The sequence below is a fragment of the Streptomyces sp. NBC_01551 genome, assembly GCF_026339935.1.
GTDB lineage: Bacteria > Actinomycetota > Actinomycetes > Streptomycetales > Streptomycetaceae > Streptomyces.
Genome location: NZ_JAPEPX010000001.1, coordinates 3,071,460 through 3,090,394 on the forward strand (window position 1 = coordinate 3,071,460; position 18,935 = coordinate 3,090,394).

At 72.3% G+C, this 18,935-nt stretch carries 20 protein-coding genes and 3 tRNA genes; 9 read left to right on the forward strand and 14 right to left on the reverse strand.

Annotation, left to right across the window (positions count from 1 at the left end):
• The first annotated feature begins 33 nt into the window (after nucleotides 1-33).
• The 6 genes from OG982_RS13670 (at nucleotide 34) to OG982_RS13695 (ending at nucleotide 4,324) form a co-directional block, all read left to right on the forward strand.
• A tRNA-Ser gene (locus OG982_RS13670) sits at nucleotides 34-118 on the forward strand.
• Between the two features lie 178 nt (nucleotides 119-296).
• A complete protein-coding gene (locus OG982_RS13675; RefSeq protein WP_266948603.1) occupies nucleotides 297-617 on the forward strand; it encodes a hypothetical protein in 321 nt (106 codons plus the stop codon).
• A gap of 379 nt (nucleotides 618-996) precedes the next feature.
• A complete protein-coding gene (locus tag OG982_RS13680; protein ID WP_266786993.1) occupies nucleotides 997-1,158 on the forward strand; it encodes a hypothetical protein in 162 nt (53 codons plus the stop codon).
• A 264-nt stretch (nucleotides 1,159-1,422) separates the two neighbouring features.
• On the forward strand, nucleotides 1,423-2,358 hold the full coding sequence (locus OG982_RS13685; protein ID WP_266786991.1) for an RNA polymerase sigma factor SigF: 936 nt from the start codon (nucleotides 1,423-1,425) through the stop codon (nucleotides 2,356-2,358).
• A gap of 220 nt (nucleotides 2,359-2,578) precedes the next feature.
• Nucleotides 2,579-3,418 (forward strand): RNA polymerase sigma factor SigF, encoded by an 840-nt coding sequence (locus OG982_RS13690; RefSeq protein WP_214930632.1) that lies wholly within the window; start codon nucleotides 2,579-2,581, stop codon nucleotides 3,416-3,418.
• A gap of 93 nt (nucleotides 3,419-3,511) precedes the next feature.
• Nucleotides 3,512-4,324 carry a hypothetical protein gene (locus OG982_RS13695; protein WP_266948605.1) on the forward strand — a complete coding sequence of 271 codons (813 nt, stop codon included), beginning with the start codon at nucleotides 3,512-3,514 and terminating at the stop codon, nucleotides 4,322-4,324.
• 40 nt (nucleotides 4,325-4,364) lie between these two features.
• Here the strand turns inward: OG982_RS13695 and OG982_RS13700 are convergent, their stop codons facing one another.
• Entirely contained in the window at nucleotides 4,365-4,601 is a 237-nt protein-coding gene (locus tag OG982_RS13700; protein ID WP_266786985.1) for a hypothetical protein, read from the reverse strand.
• Between the two features lie 120 nt (nucleotides 4,602-4,721).
• Here OG982_RS13700 and OG982_RS13705 point away from each other — a divergent pair, with 120 nt between their 5' ends.
• Together OG982_RS13705 and OG982_RS13710 are read left to right on the forward strand one after the other, a co-directional pair.
• The gene (locus OG982_RS13705; RefSeq protein ID WP_266786983.1) at nucleotides 4,722-5,159 is read left to right on the forward strand and encodes a MarR family winged helix-turn-helix transcriptional regulator; all 438 of its coding nucleotides are present in this window, start codon (nucleotides 4,722-4,724) and stop codon (nucleotides 5,157-5,159) included.
• A 14-nt stretch (nucleotides 5,160-5,173) separates the two neighbouring features.
• Complete coding sequence (locus OG982_RS13710) at nucleotides 5,174-6,826, forward strand: MDR family MFS transporter (protein WP_266786981.1); 1,653 nt, start codon at nucleotides 5,174-5,176, stop codon at nucleotides 6,824-6,826.
• A 105-nt stretch (nucleotides 6,827-6,931) separates the two neighbouring features.
• Here OG982_RS13710 and OG982_RS13715 read toward each other — a convergent pair whose 3' ends face one another.
• The 13 genes from OG982_RS13715 to OG982_RS13775 form a co-directional block, all read right to left on the reverse strand.
• A complete protein-coding gene (locus tag OG982_RS13715) occupies nucleotides 6,932-7,624 on the reverse strand; it encodes a TetR/AcrR family transcriptional regulator (RefSeq protein ID WP_266786979.1) in 693 nt (230 codons plus the stop codon).
• A gap of 138 nt (nucleotides 7,625-7,762) precedes the next feature.
• Nucleotides 7,763-9,964, reverse strand: coding sequence for a glycosyltransferase family 39 protein (locus OG982_RS13720; RefSeq protein WP_266948607.1), 2,202 nt, complete (start codon nucleotides 9,962-9,964; stop codon nucleotides 7,763-7,765).
• Nucleotides 9,961-11,238: a glycosyltransferase gene (locus tag OG982_RS13725; protein ID WP_266786976.1), complete on the reverse strand. Its 1,278-nt coding sequence runs from the start codon at nucleotides 11,236-11,238 to the stop codon at nucleotides 9,961-9,963. The genes OG982_RS13720 and OG982_RS13725 overlap by 4 nt, the downstream gene beginning before the upstream one ends.
• 25 nt (nucleotides 11,239-11,263) lie before the next feature.
• Entirely contained in the window at nucleotides 11,264-12,844 is a 1,581-nt protein-coding gene (locus OG982_RS13730) for a cell wall metabolism sensor histidine kinase WalK (RefSeq protein ID WP_266949911.1), read from the reverse strand.
• Between the two features lie 137 nt (nucleotides 12,845-12,981).
• Nucleotides 12,982-13,749, reverse strand: a complete 768-nt coding sequence (locus tag OG982_RS13735) for a response regulator transcription factor (protein WP_266786974.1) — start codon at nucleotides 13,747-13,749, stop codon at nucleotides 12,982-12,984.
• Nucleotides 13,750-13,825: 76 nt separating this feature from the next.
• Nucleotides 13,826-14,707 (reverse strand): amidohydrolase family protein, encoded by an 882-nt coding sequence (locus OG982_RS13740; RefSeq protein ID WP_266948608.1) that lies wholly within the window; start codon nucleotides 14,705-14,707, stop codon nucleotides 13,826-13,828.
• Nucleotides 14,688-15,029: an antibiotic biosynthesis monooxygenase gene (locus OG982_RS13745; RefSeq protein ID WP_266786970.1), complete on the reverse strand. Its 342-nt coding sequence runs from the start codon at nucleotides 15,027-15,029 to the stop codon at nucleotides 14,688-14,690. The genes OG982_RS13740 and OG982_RS13745 overlap by 20 nt, the downstream gene beginning before the upstream one ends.
• A gap of 92 nt (nucleotides 15,030-15,121) precedes the next feature.
• The gene (locus OG982_RS13750; protein WP_266786968.1) at nucleotides 15,122-16,018 is read right to left on the reverse strand and encodes a DUF2797 domain-containing protein; all 897 of its coding nucleotides are present in this window, start codon (nucleotides 16,016-16,018) and stop codon (nucleotides 15,122-15,124) included.
• Nucleotides 16,015-16,449 (reverse strand): Lrp/AsnC family transcriptional regulator, encoded by a 435-nt coding sequence (locus OG982_RS13755; protein ID WP_266786966.1) that lies wholly within the window; start codon nucleotides 16,447-16,449, stop codon nucleotides 16,015-16,017. The genes OG982_RS13750 and OG982_RS13755 overlap by 4 nt, the downstream gene beginning before the upstream one ends.
• Before the next feature lie 181 nt (nucleotides 16,450-16,630).
• The gene (locus OG982_RS13760; protein WP_266786964.1) at nucleotides 16,631-16,921 is read right to left on the reverse strand and encodes a hypothetical protein; all 291 of its coding nucleotides are present in this window, start codon (nucleotides 16,919-16,921) and stop codon (nucleotides 16,631-16,633) included.
• Nucleotides 16,922-17,271: 350 nt separating this feature from the next.
• A complete protein-coding gene (locus OG982_RS13765) occupies nucleotides 17,272-17,637 on the reverse strand; it encodes a PH domain-containing protein (RefSeq protein WP_266786962.1) in 366 nt (121 codons plus the stop codon).
• A gap of 214 nt (nucleotides 17,638-17,851) precedes the next feature.
• A tRNA-Arg gene (locus OG982_RS13770) sits at nucleotides 17,852-17,924 on the reverse strand.
• Between the two features lie 257 nt (nucleotides 17,925-18,181).
• Nucleotides 18,182-18,272, reverse strand: a tRNA-Ser gene (locus OG982_RS13775).
• 207 nt (nucleotides 18,273-18,479) lie between these two features.
• Between OG982_RS13775 and OG982_RS13780 the strand changes: the two genes are divergently transcribed.
• Complete coding sequence (locus tag OG982_RS13780; protein WP_266786960.1) at nucleotides 18,480-18,917, forward strand: SSI family serine proteinase inhibitor; 438 nt, start codon at nucleotides 18,480-18,482, stop codon at nucleotides 18,915-18,917.
• Nucleotides 18,918-18,935 lie beyond the last annotated feature (18 nt).

The following is an 18,935-nucleotide window of genomic DNA, read 5'->3' on the forward strand; positions in this document are numbered from 1 at the left end:
TTTGATGCCGATCCTTAGGCTAGGATCCATCTCGGTAGTGTGTCCGAGCGGCCGAAGGAGCTCGCCTCGAAAGCGAGTATGGGGCAACCCATCGGGGGTTCAAATCCCTCCACTACCGCCCTGATCGAGAGCCCCGCCCCGCAAGGGTCGGGGCTCTCGGCGTTTGTCGGGACCCTCGGGGCCGTCGGCGTTCCCCGCCGCGCGCCGTCGGTGTTCCCCCGCCGCGTTCCCCCGCCGCGCGCCAACGGCGCCGGGGCGCGCCCGGCCTCCCTCAGGGGCATCCGGAGGACATCCGCGTGACCGGCCGCCCGCTCGGCCGTTGTCACGGCATGACCAAGACCCAGCGCATGCTCGCCGCCATCGCCCTCGCGGGGGCCGCCGCGGGCCTCGCCGCACCGGCCGCCTCCGCCGCCCCGATCGCCCCCCTCACCTTGCCGGACCTGCCGACGGCAGCGCCCGGCATGCCGAAGGGAGCGAGCCCGGGGTCGGTCCCGGAGATCGGCGCCAAGCTCAACGAGCTGAACCAGCTCAACCAGCTGATGGAGCTGCCGGACAAGCTGGAGCCCGTGATCGCCCCCGTCCAGCCGATCACGGACCTGGCCGGCGCCATCCAGTAGCGGCCGCCACCAGAGCGGCAGCCGCCCGCAGGACACGAAGAAGGCCCCGATCACGATCGGGGCCTTCGACGTACGGGACGGGGGAAGTGGCATCGGGGGGACAAGCCACTTCCCCCGACGAGGACGGACCTGCCGGCCAGGGCCGCAGTCAGGGGAAGCCGGCGACCCGGACCCCGCAGTGAGGCCCTTCCCTCACCCACCGGTTTCCTGCCAGAACCGGTGGGCTCGCCTCAATCCTGCGCTCCCCGCGCCTCCGGGCGGACCGGCAAAGGACCCGGACCGCCGGGCCCTTGGTCCTTAAAGACCTGGTGAGTGTCCAAACCCGACCGGTTAGACTCACCCGACTTCGCAGTACCGGTTGGGGAGGCCGTCACCGCTCATGGAGACCAAGAAGCTTGTCACGGGCGCGCTCGTCGTGTTCGTGCTCTTCGTGATCATCACGCAGCCGGTGAAGGCGGCCGACCTCGTCCTCATCGGCTTCCAGGGCATCTCGGACGCCGCCTCCGCGATCGGCGAGTTCATGACCGAACTGGTGCGCTGAACCCGTACGCTGAATCGGTTCTTCACGCCTGCCGGCCCCCCACTCCCGCGCGTGGGGGGCTTTTCGTGTTCCGGTGCGGTCCGGCGCCAGGTCCGGGGCCCTGCACGGCGATAGCCTGCATGCCCCAATATGCCCAACTTGCCCTCAACACGGCGATATACGGTGCTTGCACACTGTGCACATGTCTTGTGATGCTATGACCGCTTTTGACGGATAGTTGACTGAAGGGGTGGCGTGACCGTGCCGGCCAGTACAGCGCCTCAGGTGCCACCCCAGCAGGACCCCTCCCAGGACGACCCGCAGGGCCCGCGGCACGACGTCGCCGACCACGCCCGCACCGAGACCCGGCAGGACACCCGCGACGCCCCGCACGACTCCCAGGTCCCGACCCAGCACGACCCCCCCGAGGAGCCCCCGCCCGCCCCGAGACCGCAGAGCCGGGGCGCGGACACCCGGGCCCTCACCCAGGTCCTGTTCGGGCAGCTGAAGGGCCTCCAGCCGGGCACCAGCGAGCACAACCGGGTGCGCGGCGCCCTGATCGAGGCCAACCTCCCGCTCGTCCGGTACGCGGCCGCCCGCTTCCGCAGCCGCAACGAGCCCATGGAGGACGTGGTCCAGGTCGGCACCATCGGCCTGATCAACGCCATCGACCGGTTCGACCCGGACCGCGGGGTGCAGTTCCCGACCTTCGCGATGCCGACCGTCGTCGGCGAGATCAAGCGGTACTTCCGCGACAACGTCCGCACCGTCCACGTGCCGCGCCGGCTCCACGAGCTCTGGGTCCAGGTCAACGCGGCCACCGAGGACCTCACCACGCTCCACGGCCGCACCCCGACCACGCCCGAGATCGCCGAGCGGCTGCGGATCACCGAGGAGGAGGTGCTCTCCTGCATCGAGGCCGGGCGGAGCTACCACGCGACCTCGCTCGAAGCCGCCCAGGAGGGCGACGGGCTGCCCGGGCTGCTCGACCGGCTCGGCTACGAGGACCCGGAGCTGGCCGGAGTCGAGCACCGCGACCTCGTCCGCCACCTCCTCGTACAGCTGCCCGAGCGCGAACAGCGGATCCTGCTCCTGCGGTACTACAACAATCTGACGCAGTCGCAGATCAGTGCCGAGCTGGGCGTCTCCCAGATGCACGTCTCCCGGCTGCTCGCCCGGAGCTTCGCCCGACTGAGATCCGCAAACAGGATCGAGGCGTAACCGGTTCGAGTGTAGATCGCTCCGCGATTCCGGCAGAACGGGCTCATTCCGGTCTGTCGCTGGAACTACATGTCGACATGGCGCTACAGCGTGTTGCCGACATGTGACATTCTGCTTGAACCGCGTTTGCCGCAGCCCCGCCTCCGGTATTCAGGTGGAGGCTGCGTTCCTCCGACGGGCGCGCAGAGAACGCGACCGTCCGCGACCTCAAGGGGGTGGCATGTCCGTAGACCAGGGCAGCTCCAAGGTGCTCACGCTCGTCAAGCGTGAGCTGCCGGCAGTGTCCAACCGCTCGGAAGCCATCGACACCCGCACCCTCTCCCGCTCCCTCTTCCAGCGACTGGCCGCCCTGGACGCGGACAGCCCCGAACGGGCCTACGTACGCGACACCCTGATCGAGCTGAACCTGCCGCTGGTGCGGTACGCGGCCGCCAGGTTCCGCAGCCGCAACGAGCCGATGGAAGACATCGTCCAGGTCGGCACGATCGGCCTGATCAAGGCGATCGACCGGTTCGACTGCGAACGCGGCGTGGAGTTCCCGACGTTCGCGATGCCGACCGTCGTGGGCGAGATCAAACGATTCTTTAGGGACACCTCCTGGTCGGTGCGCGTCCCGCGCCGCCTCCAGGAGCTCCGCCTCGCCCTCACCAAGGCCAGTGACGAGCTCGCCCAGAAGCTCGACCGCTCCCCGACGGTGCCGGAACTCGCCGCCGTGCTCGGGGTCTCGGAGGAGGAGGTCGTCGACGGCCTCGCCGTCGGGAACGCGTACACGGCCTCCTCGCTCGACTCGCCCTCCCCCGAGGACGAGGGCGGCGAGGGCTCGCTCGCGGACCGCCTCGGATACGAGGACACCGCGCTCGAAGGCGTCGAGTACCGCGAGTCGCTGAAGCCGCTGCTGGCCAAACTCCCGCCCCGGGAACGGCAGATCATCATGCTGCGATTCTTCGCCAACATGACGCAGTCGCAGATCGGCGAGGAGGTCGGCATCTCCCAGATGCACGTCTCCCGGCTGCTCACCCGCACGCTCGCGCAGCTGCGCGTGGGCCTGATCGGCGAGTAACCCGGCCGCGCACCTGGCGCGAACCGACCGCGACCGACCGCGACCCCTCGCGCCCGGGTTCCCATTTGACGGTGCGTCAGTAAAACTGGCGCGATGCGAAAGGGATCCCGAGCACCACGAGGCACGTTCGCCTTGCTCGCCCTGTGCTGCACGGCCGCCGCCACCCTCACGGGCTGCGGCGGCCCGGCGCCGGACGGCTATGTGGCCGTGGGCGCGGCCGCCCCGGGCCCCGAACGCGGCGCGGGGGAGAACGTGGCACCCCGCGACGGGGTCGAGTTCCAGCCACTCTCCACGCCGGACGCGTCGGCCGGCTCGTCCGCCTCGTCGAGTACGTCGGCCGACGCGCCGGGGTCCGAGACCTCGGCGGGTTCCACCCCGGGCGGAGGCCCGCCCGCCGCGCCCGGCGACTTCGCGACGCCGCCCGGCACCTCACCCGCCCCGGGCCGCCCCACCACCCCGGGCGGCGCCCCGGCCACCCCCGGAGCCCCTTCCACGGGGCCCGGAGCGACGAAACCGGGAACACCGAAACCGGGAACGCCAGAACCGGGAACGCCGAAACCCGGAACCACCCCGCCCGGGACCACTCCCGGTCCGGCGACCCCGGCCAAGCTGACGCTGAGCCCGCCGGCCCGCGCGGCGGCGTCCGACCGGTGGTGCGAGCGGGTCACGGTCACGTTCACCAACACCGGCACGACGGCGGCCCGTTCGGGCACGGTCACGTTCGCGACGCACGTCATCGGGGCCCTGGGCATCGACTGGGCCACGATCGCCACGACCCAGCCCCTGCCGGCCCCGATCCCCGGCGGCGCGGCCAAGACCGGGACCTACACGGTCTGCCTGGAGGCCTGGCGCGTCCCGCTGGGCATGCACGTGGAGACCCGGAAGGTCACCGCCACCTGGAACTGAGCGGGCGCAGACGCCTCGCCGCGCCCCGGCCGGGCCCGACCTAGCTCAGCGCAAGCCAGGCGACCGCGCCGATCACGAGCAGCAGGGCGACCGCCAGCCCGAGCCGTACGGCCGTCGACGACCCGGAGCTCTGCCGGGCCGCGCGCTGCTGCATCCGCGACCCCGGCGTGGTGGGCGCGGTCGGCGCGGCCTCCTCGACGAACGCGCGGAACATCTGGGTGCTGCCCGCGGGGTCGTAGTTGCCCTCGGGGCCCTGTGAGTTGTGGTTGTCAGCCATGGAGCAGGACCCTAGCGGGTTTTCCGATTCCTTTACCGCCCCACCCCCGGGATTCATTTGCCTGTAGCAACCATCCGCTTCTATGGTTGCTCTAAGCAACGAGATGGGGGGGGCAGCCCGGTGACGATCCAGGCCGTACGGACGACGCGAGCCGCGTACGCGGAGCTGGCCCGCCAGCTCACCGGGATCGGCGCGGTCAGGCGCGACCTCGGGCGGCACCTCCCCCCGGACTGCCCGCCCGGCGCGGCCGCCGTCCTCACCGTGCTCGACCGGCACGGCGAGATGCGGCTCAGCCGGCTCGCCGAGCTGATGGCCGTCGACATCTCGGTGACCAGCCGCCACGTCACGTACGTCGCGGATCACGGCTGGATCGACCGCGAGACCGACCCGGGCGACGCCCGCTGCCGGATCCTGCGCCTCACCCCGGCCGGCCGGGCCCTGCTCGTCGAGCTGGGCGCCCGCTACACCGGCGCGCTCGAAAGAGCCCTGGCCGACTGGCCGGCCGAAGACATCGACGTACTGAACACCCTGCTGGCCCGACTCCGATCGAGCTTCTAGACCAAAGGAAACGCATGGCTACGACCACACCCAGCGGTGTGCGGGGAGGCGGCCGGTCGGAGACCACGTCCGACGGCGCGCCCATGACCCATCCGCAGATCATGAAGGCGCTGTCCGGGCTGATGCTCGGCATGTTCGTGGCGATCCTGTCCTCCACGATCGTCTCGAACGCACTGCCGCAGATCATCAGCGACCTCGGCGGCACCCAGTCCTCCTACACCTGGGTGGTCACGGCCGCCCTGCTGTCGATGACGGCCGCGACCCCGCTCTGGGGCAAGCTGTCCGACCTCTTCAGCAAGAAGCTGCTGGTCCAGATATCCCTGGTCATCTACGTGCTCGGCTCGGTCGTGGCCGGCATGTCCCAGAACACCGGCATGCTCATCGCCTGCCGCGTGGTCCAGGGCATCGGCGTCGGCGGCCTGTCCGCCCTCGCGCAGATCGTGATGGCGGCGATGATCTCCCCGCGCGAGCGCGGCCGGTACAGCGGCTACCTCGGCGCGGTCTTCGCCGTCGCCACCGTCGGCGGCCCGCTGCTCGGCGGTGTCATCACCGACACCTCGTGGCTCGGCTGGCGCTGGTGCTTCTACGTCGGTGTGCCCTTCGCGATCATCGCCCTGATCGTCCTCCAGCGGACCCTGCACCTCCCGGTCGTCCGCCGCGACGTCAAGGTCGACTGGCTCGGCGCCTTCCTGATCAGCGGGGCCGTGTCCCTGCTGCTGATCTGGGTCACCCAGGCCGGCGACTCCTACGAGTGGATCTCCTGGCAGACCTGGGCCATGACCGGCGGCGCGGTGGCGCTCGGCCTGCTGTTCGTCCTCGTCGAATCCCGGGCGAGCGACCCGATCATCCCGCTGCGGCTGTTCCGCAACAAGACGATCAGCCTGGCCTCGGCGGCTTCGCTGTTCGTGGGCATCGCGATGTTCTCGGGCACCGTGTTTTTCAGCCAGTTCTTCCAGCTGGCCCGCGACGAGTCCCCCACGATGTCCGGAATCCTCACGATTCCGATGATCGGCGGGCTCTTCGTCTCCTCCACCCTTTCCGGTCAGGTGATCACCAAGACCGGTAAGTGGAAGGCCTGGCTCGTCTCCGGCGGCGTCCTCCTGACGGCGGGCCTGGGCCTGCTGGGCACCCTGCGGTACGACACCCCGTACTGGCACATCGCGATCTACATGGCTCTGACCGGGCTCGGCCTCGGCATGATGATGCAGAACCTGGTGCTCGCCACGCAGAACCAGGTCGCCACCGAGGACCTCGGCGCGGCCAGCTCGGTCGTCACCTTCTTCCGCTCGCTCGGCGGCGCCGTGGGCGTCTCGGCGCTCGGCGCGGTCATGGCCAACCGGGTCACGCACTACGTCCAGGACGGCCTGACCGCACTCGGCCCGAAGGCCGCGGCCATGGGCCACGGCGGCACCGCCGGGGGCGGGATCCCCGACCTCGACAAGCTGCCCGCGCCGTTCCGCGAGGTCATCGAGTCCGCGTACGGGCACGGCGTCGGCGACGTGTTCCTCTACGCGGCCCCGTTCGCGCTGCTCTCGCTGGTGCTGGTGCTGTTCATCAAGGAGGTCGCCCTGAAGTCGAAGCCGGCGGCCCACGCCCCGGCCGCGGCCGGTTCCGCGCAGGCGGACGCGGCGGCCCCGGCTCCCGCGCAGGCACAGGCGCAGGCCTGACGGCCGGAGAGCCTGACGGCCTGACGGCCGGACAGCCGGCCCGACAAGAACCGCGGGGCCGGGGCCTGATGGCCCCGGCCCCGCGGCGTTCGCCCGGTCACGGCGCTAGGCGGTCTTGGCCTCGATCCCCGCGATCAGGACGTCGAGCGCGAGGCGGAAGTCCCCCTCGGGCGCCCGCCGCGCCGAACCCCCGCAGCCGTGCAGGAAGTGTGAGACGGCCAGGTGGGCGCCGGTCCGGCCGGCGTCCGCCAGACCCGTCGCGTCGAGCAGCCGCTGCAGTGCGGCGTCGAAGGCCCGGGCGTGCGGCCCGATGTTCGGGTACGCGGCGGTGAGCGGGGCCACCCACGGGTGGACCGCCAGCAGCTCCCGGTATCCGCAGGCCAGCGCCCGCAGCCGGGCGGGCCAGGCCGCCGCCCGCGACTCGCGTTCGGACTCCGGCCGGGACTCCGGATCGGGCTCCCGCTCCCGCTCCGGCTCCGGGTCGGGCTCCCGCTCCGGCTCCGGCGTGGCCGGCAGCGAAAGCTCCCCCAGCGCCCGGTCCAGGGCGAGTTCGAGCAGATCGTGCTTGGTGTCCACGTACCAGTACAGGGACATCGCGGTGACCCCCAGAGCGGCCGCCAGCCGCCGCATCGAGAACCGGCCCAGCCCCTCCGCGTCGAGCAGCCGGACCGTCGCCGCGGTGATCCGCTCCCGGTCGAGGCCGGACGGTGCCTCGCTGCGGCGTCTGGCCGGGGCCGCGGGCCTGGCGGTCAGCCAGACGCTGGTCCGGGTCTCCTCGGGATCGGCCGCGGTCACCACGGAGGCACCCTCCTCACGACAGGTGGATCAGCCCGGAATGCCCGGTCCGCCCTCTTGATGCTCCTCTCGATGCTAGGGGGTGCGTCTCGTATTCCGGTCGGATCAGGACGTGCCGGACGCCGGCGCCGTCTACGCCGTCTACGCCGTCGGTGCCGTGAGGTCGTAGAAGGTGGCCCCGCCGACCGTGGTGGCCTTGAAGTTGGCCCGCACCCACTCCGAGATGGCGCTGCTGGTGCCGCCGCCCGGGCCGCCGCCGGGGCCGCCGCGCATGCCCGGGCCGCCTTCTGCGCCGGAGGCACCGTCGTTCTGCCCTATGAAGTAGTGGATCTTCCCCTCCTTGACGTATTCCTGGAACTTCGCGAGCGTCGGCGAGGGGTCACTGCCGTTGAACCCGCCGATCGGCATCACCGGCTCGCCCGAGGCCAGTTGGTAGCTCGCCGCGTTCTGCGCGCCGATCGCGGCCGCCGCCCAGGTGTACGTGCCCGCGTCCGCGCGCAGCGCGGCCTTCGCCTCCTCGCTGGTCTTCGTACCGTTCAGGAGGCCGCCGGGACCGCCTTGGCCACCGCCCGTGCGGGGGCCGCGCCCCTGGCCGCCGCCGGCTCCGCCGGGGCCGCCCTGGCCGCCGGGCGCCATCCGGACCGTTCCGCCCTGGGGCGCGCCGCCCTGCGGCCCGCCCTGCTGGGTGCCTTGCGGGCCGCCCTGGGTTCCGGCCTGCGGGCCGCCCGGGAAGCCTCCGTCGCCCGCCCGGGAGAACCGCATGCCACCGGGTCCGCCGCCCGCCACCGCGGGCCCGGCCGTCACGATCGAGCCGCTGCGCGCCGAGTCCACCGTGGTCAGGCAGTACGCGAGCGGTCCGGCCAGGGCCGCGCCCACGCCCAGTGCCGCCGCGCCCAGCAGGAGCCGGCCGGCCGTCCGGGAGCCCGGACGCCACCGCGAGCCGAGGAGCAGTCCGGCGGCCGCGAGGAGCCCGGCGGCCAGCACGGTCCAGCGCAGCCACGGCAGGTAGCCGGAGGCGCGGCCGAGCAGGACGTACGACCAGGAGGCGGTCAGCGCGAGGGTTCCGGCGAGGGTGAGGGAGGCGGCCGGGCTGCCCCGCTCCTCCCACAGCACGGCGACGCCCATGCCGACCAGCGCGGCCACGAACGGCGCCAGCGCGACGGTGTAGTACTCGTGGAAGATGCCCTGCATGTAGCTGAAGATCAGTGCGGTGATCAGCAGGCATCCGCCCCAGGCCAGGAAGGCCGCCCGGGCCATGCTCTCCACGGAGTCGGTGGCCCGACGGGCACGCCAGGTGATCACCAGACCGGCCACGAGCATGACCAGGGCCGCCGGCAGCAGCCAGGAGATCTGACCGCCGATGTTGGCCGAGAAGAGCCGGTCGATCCCGGTCTCTCCCCAGCCTCCGCCACCGCCACCGCCACCGCCCTGACGGCCTCCGCCTCCGACGCTGCCGACCTCGTTGCCGTTGATCCGGCCGAGGCCGTTGTAGCCGAGGGTCAGTTCCAGGAAGGAGTTGTTCTGCGAGCCACCGATGTACGGGCGCGAGCCGGCCGGCCAGAGCTCGACGATCGCCACCCACCAGCCGCCGGCCACCACCATGGCGAGCCCGGCGAGCAGCAGCTGACCGAGCCTGCGGCGCAGCCGGGTCGGCGCGCAGACGGCGTAGAGGAGGGCGAGCGGCGGCAGGATGACGAACGCCTGGAGGGTCTTGGTCAGGAACGCGAAGCCGATCGCGACGCCCGCCCAGACGAGCCACTTGGTGTGCGCGCCGTCCAGGGCCCGCAGCACGCAGTACACGGTGACGGTGAGCAGCAGGGTCAGCAGCGCGTCGGGGTTGTTGAAGCGGAACATCAGCGCGGCGACGGGCGTCAGCGCGAAGGCCGCGCCGCTCAGCAGCGCGGCCACGGGGCCGAACTGGCGGCGTACGGCGGCGTGGAGGACGGCGGTCGTCCCGACGCCCATCAGCGCCTGCGGGACGAGGATCTGCCAGGAGCCGAGCCCGAACAGCCGGACCGACAGCGCCATCGGCCACAGGGCGGCCGGGGGCTTGTCGACGGTGATGGAGTTGCCGGCGTCGGAGGAGCCGAAGAAGAAGGCCTTCCAGCTCTCGCTGCCCGCCTGGACGGCGGCGGAGTAGAAGGAGTTGGCGTACCCGGAGGCGCTCAGGTTCCACAGCAGCAGCGCGGCGGTGCCGATCAGCAGCGCGAGGTACGCGGGGCGCTCCCAGCGGGGCCGCGCCGCGCGGGCCGTCGTGGCCGGGGGCACGGACGGCGTGGCCGGTGCCGGGGTCGGGCCCCGTTCCGGGAAGGGTGAGTCCAGGGGCGGTACGGCCGTGGTCATCGGTTGTCGTCCTTCGCGGGAGTGGCGCGCCGTTCGGGGAAGACCCAGGCGCGGAAGAGCAGGAAGCGCAGCACGGTGGCGGCGAGGTTGGCGGTGATCAGGACGGCCAGTTCGGTGCCGTGGGCGGCCCGCGCGGGTACGGCCGCGTCGAGGGCGGCCAGCGAGCCGCTGGTCAGCGCCAGTCCGATGCCGAACACCAGCAGGCCCTGGGCCTGGTGGCGTACGGCCCGGTCCCGGCCGCGGACGCCGAAGGTGAGCCGGCGGTTCGCGGCGGTGTTGGCGACGGCGGAGAGCAGCAGCGCGGCGGCGTTGGCGGCCTGCGGCCCGGTCCCGGACCGGAAGGCGGAGTACAGCAGCAGGTAGAGCAGGGTGCTCAGCAGTCCCACGGCGCAGAAGCCGAGCAGCTGGCGGGCCAGCCCGCGCGGGACGCCGGGCAGTGCGGTGCGGTCGCGCGGGTCGTCACCGAAGGGTCGGGCGAGCCGGTCGAGCGGGAGCGCGCCGACGGCCAGGGCCCGGCCCACCCGCCAGACGCCCTTGAGGTCCTCGGTGGCGGTGCGGACGATGTGGACGGTGGAGTCGGGGTCGTCCACCCAGTCGACCGGCACCTCGTGGATCCGCAGCCCGGCCCGCTCGGCGAGGACCAGCAGCTCGGTGTCGAAGAACCAGCCGGAGTCCTCGACCAGCGGCAGGAGCCGCTCGGCGACCTCCCGCCGGATGGCTTTGAACCCGCACTGGGCGTCGCTGAAGCGGGCGGCGAGGGAGGAGCGCAGCAGCAGGTTGTAGGCGCGGGACACGAACTCCCGCTTCGCGCCCCGCACCACGCGCGAGGAGCGGGCCAGGCGGGTGCCGATGGCGAGGTCGGAGTGGCCGGAGATGAGCGGGGCGACCAGCGGCAGCAGCGCGTTGAGGTCGGTGGAGAGGTCCACGTCCATGTACGCGAGGACGGGCGCCTCCGACCGGGACCAGACGGTGCGCAGGGCGCGGCCGCGGCCCTTCTCCTCCAGCCGGGTGCTGCGGACGCCTTCGACGTCGGCGGCGAGGGCGGCCGCGACCTCGGGGGTGCGGTCGGTGCTCGCGTTGTCGGCGATGGTGATGCGGAACGGGTACGGGAAGGTGCGGGTGAGGTGCTCGTGCAGCCGGCGCACACACGGCCCGAGGTCCTTTTCCTCGTTGAACACCGGGATCACCACGTCGAGTACGGGGATCCCCGGCACGGGCGCGAGCGGCGCCCGTGCCGGAAGGGCACCGGGTCGCGGAGAGGTGTCGGTTGGCATGTACCGACACTCGCCGGGCGGGCTGTCACCGCTGTGTGGTGAGCCTGTGGCCTGTCTGTGAGTTCGCCGCGACCGAGGCCGGATCGCGGTCGCGGTCGCGGTCGCCTTCGCGGTCGCGGTCATTGCGGTCGCCATCGCCATCGCCATCGCCATCGCCGCCGCCGTCACCGTCGCCGAGGGGGAGCAGGACCTCGAAGCGGGTGCGTCCCGGCTCGCTCGCCACGTCGACGCGCCCGCCGTGCGCCGAGACGACGGCCGCGACGATGGCGAGCCCGAGGCCCGTGGAGCCCGCGGCGCGGGACCGGGAGGCGTCGCCGCGGGCGAAGCGCTCGAAGACGTGGGGGAGCAGTGCGGGCGGGATGCCGGGCCCGTCGTCCTCGATCCGCAGCCGGACGGCGGATGTTTCACGTGAAACACGGGCGGTCACGGTGGTGCCGGGCGGGGTGTGGGTGCGGGCGTTGGCGAGGAGGTTCACCAGGACCTGCTGGATCCGGGCCGGGTCGGCGCGGATGGGCGCGGGCCCGTCGGGGAGTTCCAGACGCCAGTGGTGTGCGGGTCCGGCGGCGCGGGCGTCACTGACGGCGTCCACGACCAGCGGGGCGAGGTCGGTGTCGGTACGGGAGAGCGGGCGGCCCGCGTCGAGGCGGGCCAGCAGCAGCAGGTCCTCGACCAGGCCGGTCATCCGGGTGGCCTCGGACTCGATCCGGCCGAGGGCGTGCCGGGTGTCGGGCCCGGGCTCCTCGCGGCCCCGTCGGGTGAGTTCGGCGTAGCCGCGGATGGAGGCCAGCGGAGTGCGTAGCTCGTGGCTGGCGTCGGCGACGAACTGCCGGACCCGAGTCTCGCTCTGCTGGCGGGCGGTGAGGGCCGAGGAGACGTGGCCCAGCATCCGGTTGAGGGCGGCGCCGACTTGACCGACCTCGGTGCGCGGGTCGGCTTCGGCGTCGGGAACCCGCTCGTGCAGGGCGGGTTCGCCGCTGTGCAGGGGCAGTTCGGAGACCCGGGTCGCGGTGGCCGCGACGCGGCGCAGCGGGCGCAGGGCCACTCCGACGAGGGCTTGTCCGGCGAGGGAGGCGGCGATGAGTCCGGCCAGGGTGACGAAGACCTCGACCGCGACCAGGGTGTGCACGGTGGAGTCCACGTCACCGAGCGGGAAGCCGAGCACCAGGCTTCCGTCGGGTGCGGTCAGCACCCGGTAGCTGCCGAGGTCCGGGAGCTCCAGGTCGACGGGACCGGAGCGGCCCCGTGCCGCGGCCGTGCGGGCGGCCTGGGTGAGGGCTGCCGTCTGGGCGGCGGTGAGGGGCTGGCGGTGGTCCAGCGCGGGCCCGCCGACGGCGTCGCTGCGGGCGGTGCCGAGGACCTTGCCGTCGGAGTCGAGCCGGATCCCTGCCGTGCCCAGCGGGGTGCCGGGGGCCATGACGAAGCCGAGGCCGCTCTCGTGTTCCGGTTTGGCGCCCGGGCCGCGCGTGGCCATGCCCACGGAGGTGCGCAGCTGGTCGTCGAGCTTGTCGACGAGGTACGAGCGCAGGGAGAGGGTGGTGACGGCTCCGATGGCCGCTCCGACTACGGCGATCAGCGCGACGGCGGAGACGACCAGCCGGGTCCGCAGGGACCACGGCCGCCGTGGCCGCCGGGCCTTGGTCCGCGCGGCTCCGGCCCGTTCGGCTCCGGCCCGTTCGGCCCCGGCCCGTTCGGCCCCGGTCCGGCGCGGTTCCCGCCCGGGTCCGCGTGAGGATCCGAGCGCCACTACTCGGCCGGCTTGATCAGGTAGCCGGCGCCGCGCCGGGTGTGGATCATCGGCGGCCGCCCGGTACCCGTCTCCAGCTTCCGCCGCAGGTAGGAGATGTACAGCTCGACCACGTTGGCCTGGCCGCCGAAGTCGTACGACCAGACCCGGTCGAGGATCTGCGCCTTGCTCAGCACCCGCCGCGGGTTGCGCATCAGGTAGCGCAGCAGCTCGAACTCGGTCGCCGTCAGGTGGACCTCCTGGCCGCCCCGGGAAACCTCGTGGCTGTCCTCGTCCATCCGCAGGTCCCCGACGGCCAGGACGGACCCGCCGCGCGCCGCCTGGGCCGCGCCCGAACGGCGCACCAGTCCGCGCAGCCGGGCCACGACCTCCTCCAGGCTGAACGGCTTGGTGACGTAGTCGTCGCCGCCCGCCGTCAGGCCCGCGATGCGGTCCTCGACGGAGTCCTTGGCGGTCAGGAACAGCACCGGGACCTGCGGGATCTCCCGGCGCAGCCGTCCGAGGACGGCCAGCCCGTCCATGTCGGGGAGCATCACGTCGAGGACCACGACGTCCGGCCGGAACTCCCGGGCCGCCCGCACCGCACCCGCCCCGTCGCCCGCGCTGCGGACCTCGCAGCCCTCGTAGCGCAGGGCCATGGAGAGCAGTTCGGAGAGCGAGATCTCGTCGTCGACGACGAGCACCCGGCAGGGGCCGCCGTCTGGCCGGACGAGGGCCGTGGGATTGCCGGGGGACGTGGACGCGTGAGAAGTGGTCGTCGCTGTCATGGGGCCACGCTGACCGGCGGCTCTGAGAGCGTTCTTGGCCCTTCCTGTGAATTTCCTGAGAAACGGCGGCGGCCGCTCAGCCGAGCCCGAAGAGCCGGGCCCCGTTGTCGTGGCAGACGGCGCGCAGCCAGTGGTCGCCCAGCCCCAGGCGGTCGAGGGCGTCGAGCTGGTGCTCGTAGGGATAGGGGATGTTCGGGAAGTCGGTGCCGAGCAGGATCCGGTCCCCGAGGTCGGCGAGCCGGTCCCGCTCGCCCGGTGGGAAGCCGCAGAGCCGTTCGGAGAAGTCGGTGAAGGCCATGGTGGTGTCGAGCCGGACCTCGCCGTACCGGTCGGCCAGGTCGAGGAAGTCGGTGTACTCGGGCATGCCCATGTGCGCGATCACCAGGGGCAGCCTCGGGTGCCGGGACAGCAGCCGGGCGATCGGCTCGGGACCGGTGTGCTTGCCCGGGGCGGGCCCCGACCCGCAGTGGATCACGATGGGGACGCCGGCCTCGGCGAGCAGCCCCCAGACGGGGTCGAGGCGGTCGTCGTTCGGGTCGTAGCCGCCGACCTGGAGGTGCGCCTTGAAGATCCGGGCGCCCGCCTCCAGGGCCTGTCGTACGTACGCGCTCACGCCCTCCTCCGGGAAGAAGGTCGCGGTGTGCAGGCAGTCGGGGGTCCGCGCGGCGAAGTCGGCGGACCAGGAGTTGAGCCAGGCGGCCATCGCGGGCTTGTGCGGGTACAGCATCGCGGTGAAGGCCCGGACGCCGAACTCCCGCAGCAGCGCGACCCGCCGCTCCTCCTCGTGCCGGTAGGTGATGGGCCACGCGACGCCGGTCAGCGGGCCGACCGCGTCGAAGTAGTCCCAGACCTTCTCCAGGACCCGCTCGGGCATGAAGTGGGTGTGGACGTCCACCAGTCCGGGCAGTCCCAGCCGCTCCCGGAAGGCGCGGATCGCCTCAGCCGTCGTCGCGGACAAAGCCGTGGCTCCGCTCGACGGTCCCGACGTGCAGGGTGTAGCTCTCGTACCAGTGGGCGCGGCCCTGCTTCATGGCCGCCTGGTGCTCCAGGTCCTCGCGCCAGGCGGCCAGCGACGCGTGGTCGCGGAAGTAGGCGACGGTGATGCCGAGGCCGCCGGGGGTGCGCGCGAACTCGTAGCCGAGGAATCCCGGGTTGGCGCGGACGATCTCGTTCATCCGGGCGTTCGTCTCCGGGTAGCCGGTCTCGTCCGGGGTGCGCACATTGGTGAAGACGGCCATCAGGTAAGGCGGTTCGAATGCCTGTACGGGCTGGATGCTCATGCCCTCCACCCTCGGCGGCGGCCCCCGGCGTGTCCACCGGAAAGCGGCCCCCGGGGCCAAAGGGATCCAAGTTTTGACCTTGTGGCCCAGGTTCAGAACAACCCGTCCTGCTCGGCCGCCGGCCCGGCGACCGCGATCTCCGCCACGGGCACGTCGGTGCCGGGGCCCGCCTCCGCGCCGTCCGCCGCGGGAGCCACCAGCTCCCAGCCGGCCAGCAGCCGGGTGTCCACCACGAGCCCGTCCGCGAAGTGCAGGTCCGGCCCGGCCGCGCCCGCCAGCCGGCCCGCCACGGTCCCGCCCGGCACCAGCTCCGTGACCACCCGCGCCGCTCCCGGCAGCCCGGCCGTCCCGAACGCCTCGGCGTGGTCGACGACTTCGCAGCCCACCCGCTCCAGCGACTCCGGCCAGCCCGGCAGCGCCGCCGCCCGGGCGTACAGCTCGGCGACCTCCCCGGCCCGCTCGGCGGCCGGCGGCAAGTGGGCCCGTACGGCGCGCTTACGGGCGTACGCGATCCGGTCGGGCACGCCCAGCGCCGCCCGCAGCAGCTCCTCGGTCCGGCGGGTCGCCATCAACGGCCCCCGCCCCAGCCAGCTCCAGGTCACCGCGCCCTGCTCCAGCAGCCGGACCGCGCCCCGCTCCTCGGCGGTGATGCCGACCTTGACCATCCCGGGCCCGAACCACGCCAGGTACACCCGGTACGTGCGCGGATCGGCGGCGTTGGTGTCGGCGGCCACCGAGAACGAGCGGTCCAGCCGGGCGCACTCGGGGCACTGGGCGCTCCCGGACCGCCCCGGCACGACCCGGTCCGTCGGGCACGCGGTCCGCTTCCCCGCCCGCCACACGCCGAGGCAGTGCCGTTCGCCCCGCGCGGCGAACGCGAGGGGCTGTCCGTACGCGAGCGGGCTGCTCCGCTCGCCGCGCCCCTCCCCGTACCAGCCGATGGCCGGGCTCCCGCCGCTCCACCGGATGCCGGTGCACCGCCAGGTCACAGCGGGAGCGGGCGCTCGAAGAAGGTGTCCAGGACCACGGTCGCGTGCGTGCCGCTGACGCCGTCGATGGCGTAGAGGCGGCGCAGCACGTCCTGCAACTGCTCGGTCGACGCCGTGCGCACCTTCACCAGCACGGAGGCGCTGCCCGCGATGACGTGCGCCTCCTGGATCTCGGCGATCCCTTCGAACGCGGCTCCCGAGTCCCCCATCCAGGCGTTGGAGTCGACCATCACGTAGGCCAGCACCCCGCTCCCGACGGCGGCCGGGTCCACGTCGACGGTCGTCCGCCGAATCACCCCGCGCTCGCGCAGTTTGCGCACCCGTTCGTGGGTGGCCCCGGCCGACAGCCCGACGGCCGCGCCGAGCGCGGCGTAGGACTGGCCCGCGTCCTGCTGGAGGCTCTGGACGAGCGCCCGGTCGATGTCGTCCACGCGATCTTCCTCCCATTGGCCCGCCGACTCTTGCGAAGACGGTACCTGATCCTGCAATCACACCATCGCACCGAACAAAATTCGGAATCGTGATGACCGGGAGGAATCACGTCATCCACTGCCGACCCGGTGACCGACTGACGGGCCACCGGGGCTTCGCCGGGTCCCGCTTCGCGGCTGCTCACTCGTGATGTCGGTGACGGGCCTCCTGCGCGTTCTGTGACCCCAGCCCCTCACCGTCCCCGAGCCTGCGCCCGCCCCCTTCCACCTCCCCGCGCCAGGCTCGCCGAACCCGGCGCCACGAGGCGAACAGCTCGGGCAGCCGGTCCAGGATGTCCTTCAGCGCGAAGATCGCCATGGCCACGACGCCGGCGGCGCCCAGGATGGTGACGATGAGTGTGTCGCCCAACGCTTCGATCTCTCCGTGAGGGTGGTCGAAGCGCGGCCCTTCGGCGGGAAGCAGCTCGACCACGTTCGCAACATGGCCGAACCGACCTTCCGCCGGCACAGAAACTCAGTTCAGGGCACGAGGCCCTGTCGTACGGGTACAGCTGGGCACTGCACATGCGGTACGAAGCCCCGCACGGGGCGCCAACAGATCAAGCGGACGAGGATGCCGGTCCCCTGCCCGTCTGAAATCTGTCCTTCCTGGCACCCCAGCACGAAGCCGGGCCGCCCAGGGCGCGGACAGGCGCGTTAGCCTCGCGCCTGAGATTGGTCCCAACCCTAAGGCGAACGCCCGCCGCTCCAGGCCGCCCGACCGATGTTGACCACCCGGCGACCGGCCCCGACCGAAGCGGGCCGCTCATGGCCGGGGTCCGACTACCGCGCGACGAACTGCGTGAGGATCGCCTGCACCTCGTAGATGTTCACTCCCTTGGTGAACGTCTTCTCGATCGGCGCCGCCGTGCCCGAGATCCAGATCTTGAGCTCGGCGTCGAGGTCGAAGTGGCCGGCGGTCTCCACGGAGAAGTGCGTGATGCTCCGGTACGGGATGGAGTGGTACTCCACCTTCTTCCCGGTGAGCCCCTGCTTGTCGACGAGCACCAGCCGCCGGTCGGTGAACAGGATCGTGTCGCGGATCAGCACGTACGCGGCGTGTACCTGCTCCCCCTGGCCGAGCAGCCGCGCGTAGTCGCGCTGCGCCGTCGTCGGATCGGTGGAGTGCGCGTTCCCGAACAAGCCCATGAGGGTCCCCCCTTTTACCGGTGCCGGAACCGGCTTCGGAACCCGTTCCGGACGTTCTGCCCGAAACCGTATCCAGGGCCCCCACGCTCCGGCGTCCCCCGCCGGACCGACCCCGACCCGGAGGCTCCCCCGAGTCCGCCCTCCCCACAGGGGAGGAGACGGACGGCGGACAACGCAAGAGGCCCCCCGGCGAACCGGGGGGCCTCTTCGGCTGTGCACTCGGCAGGATTCGAACCTGCAACCTTCTGATCCGTAGTCAGATGCTCTATCCGTTAAGCTACGAGTGCTTGGGCTTCCCGGGGTTTTGCGCCCCGTTGGCCTTGCGAGAACAACAATACATGGACCTCGGCGGGACGCGAAATCCATTAGGCGAACCGCACCTGACCTGCGGAAACACGCGGATTGAAGATCATCCGCAGCGCGGCTGGGGCGGGGGGCGGACCGTCGAGTTCCGGGCAGCGGGGGCGGCGGGGCCGCACTCGCGCGGGGTAGAGCCGGAACGCACGGGAGCCCCGGTCCATGAGGACCGGGGCTCCGTAAGGTGCGGAGGCGGAGGGATTTGAACCCTCGATGGGGGGTAAGCCCCAAACCGCATTAGCAGTGCGGCGCCATAGACCGGACTAGGCGACGCCTCCAGCACACCCCCGCATACGAGGGTGCGTGCAGATGATGACACAGGCCAGGGGCCGGTCACCAATCCGCTCCCACGGTACAAGGAGCGGAGGCCACAGGGCAAAGCCTTTCGACGGGCGGCGGGGAAGGTCGGGGCGACCGGGTTCGCAACGTCGGGGCGCGCACGTCGTTGGTCAGGCGTACGACGTACGGACGACCTGGAGTGCCTCATGCTGCGTCTCGCCGCCTTCGCCGTCACCTCGGCCCTGGCCACCACGGCCCTCGGCCCACTGCCACCGCTGCCGACGCTGCCCGTGGGCCGGCTGCTGGGCGCCGGGCCCGACCGGCTCACCATCACCGTCTCCGGCACCGGCAACCGCCGGGCCGACGGCGAGTACCGGCTGGAGTGCAACCCGGTCGGCGGAAACCACCCCGAGGCCCAGCAGGCCTGCGCCCGCCTCGACGAGTTCGCGAAAGCGGGCAAAGACCCCTTCGTGCCCGACCCGAAGCGGCAGCTGTGCACGATGCAGGACGGCGGACCGGCCACCGCCCGCGTCACCGGAACCTGGCAGGGGCACAAAGTGGACACCACGTTCCGGCGGAAGAACGGTTGTGAGATCAGCCGTTGGAAGGATTTGGAACCCGTGCTTCCGCCCGCGCGTGGCTGACCAGCGAGGATGCCGGGA

What these genes read in the sequence shown, in the direction of transcription:
- OG982_RS13700 (WP_266786985.1), bottom strand. Translation starts at nt 4,601, where the DNA reads ATGGCTGACAACCACAACTCACAGGGCCCCGAGGGCAACTACGACCCC.
- OG982_RS13695 (WP_266948605.1), top strand. Translation starts at nt 3,512, where the DNA reads ATGCGAAAGGGATCCCGAGCACCACGAGGCACGTTCGCCTTGCTCGCC.
- OG982_RS13710 (WP_266786981.1), top strand. Translation starts at nt 5,174, where the DNA reads ATGGCTACGACCACACCCAGCGGTGTGCGGGGAGGCGGCCGGTCGGAG.
- OG982_RS13690 (WP_214930632.1), top strand. Translation starts at nt 2,579, where the DNA reads ATGTCCGTAGACCAGGGCAGCTCCAAGGTGCTCACGCTCGTCAAGCGT.
- OG982_RS13680 (WP_266786993.1), top strand. Translation starts at nt 997, where the DNA reads ATGGAGACCAAGAAGCTTGTCACGGGCGCGCTCGTCGTGTTCGTGCTC.
- OG982_RS13765 (WP_266786962.1), bottom strand. Translation starts at nt 17,637, where the DNA reads ATGGGCTTGTTCGGGAACGCGCACTCCACCGATCCGACGACGGCGCAG.
- OG982_RS13725 (WP_266786976.1), bottom strand. Translation starts at nt 11,238, where the DNA reads ATGCCAACCGACACCTCTCCGCGACCCGGTGCCCTTCCGGCACGGGCG.
- OG982_RS13780 (WP_266786960.1), top strand. Translation starts at nt 18,480, where the DNA reads ATGCTGCGTCTCGCCGCCTTCGCCGTCACCTCGGCCCTGGCCACCACG.
- OG982_RS13720 (WP_266948607.1), bottom strand. Translation starts at nt 9,964, where the DNA reads ATGACCACGGCCGTACCGCCCCTGGACTCACCCTTCCCGGAACGGGGC.
- OG982_RS13745 (WP_266786970.1), bottom strand. Translation starts at nt 15,029, where the DNA reads ATGAGCATCCAGCCCGTACAGGCATTCGAACCGCCTTACCTGATGGCC.
- OG982_RS13735 (WP_266786974.1), bottom strand. Translation starts at nt 13,749, where the DNA reads ATGACAGCGACGACCACTTCTCACGCGTCCACGTCCCCCGGCAATCCC.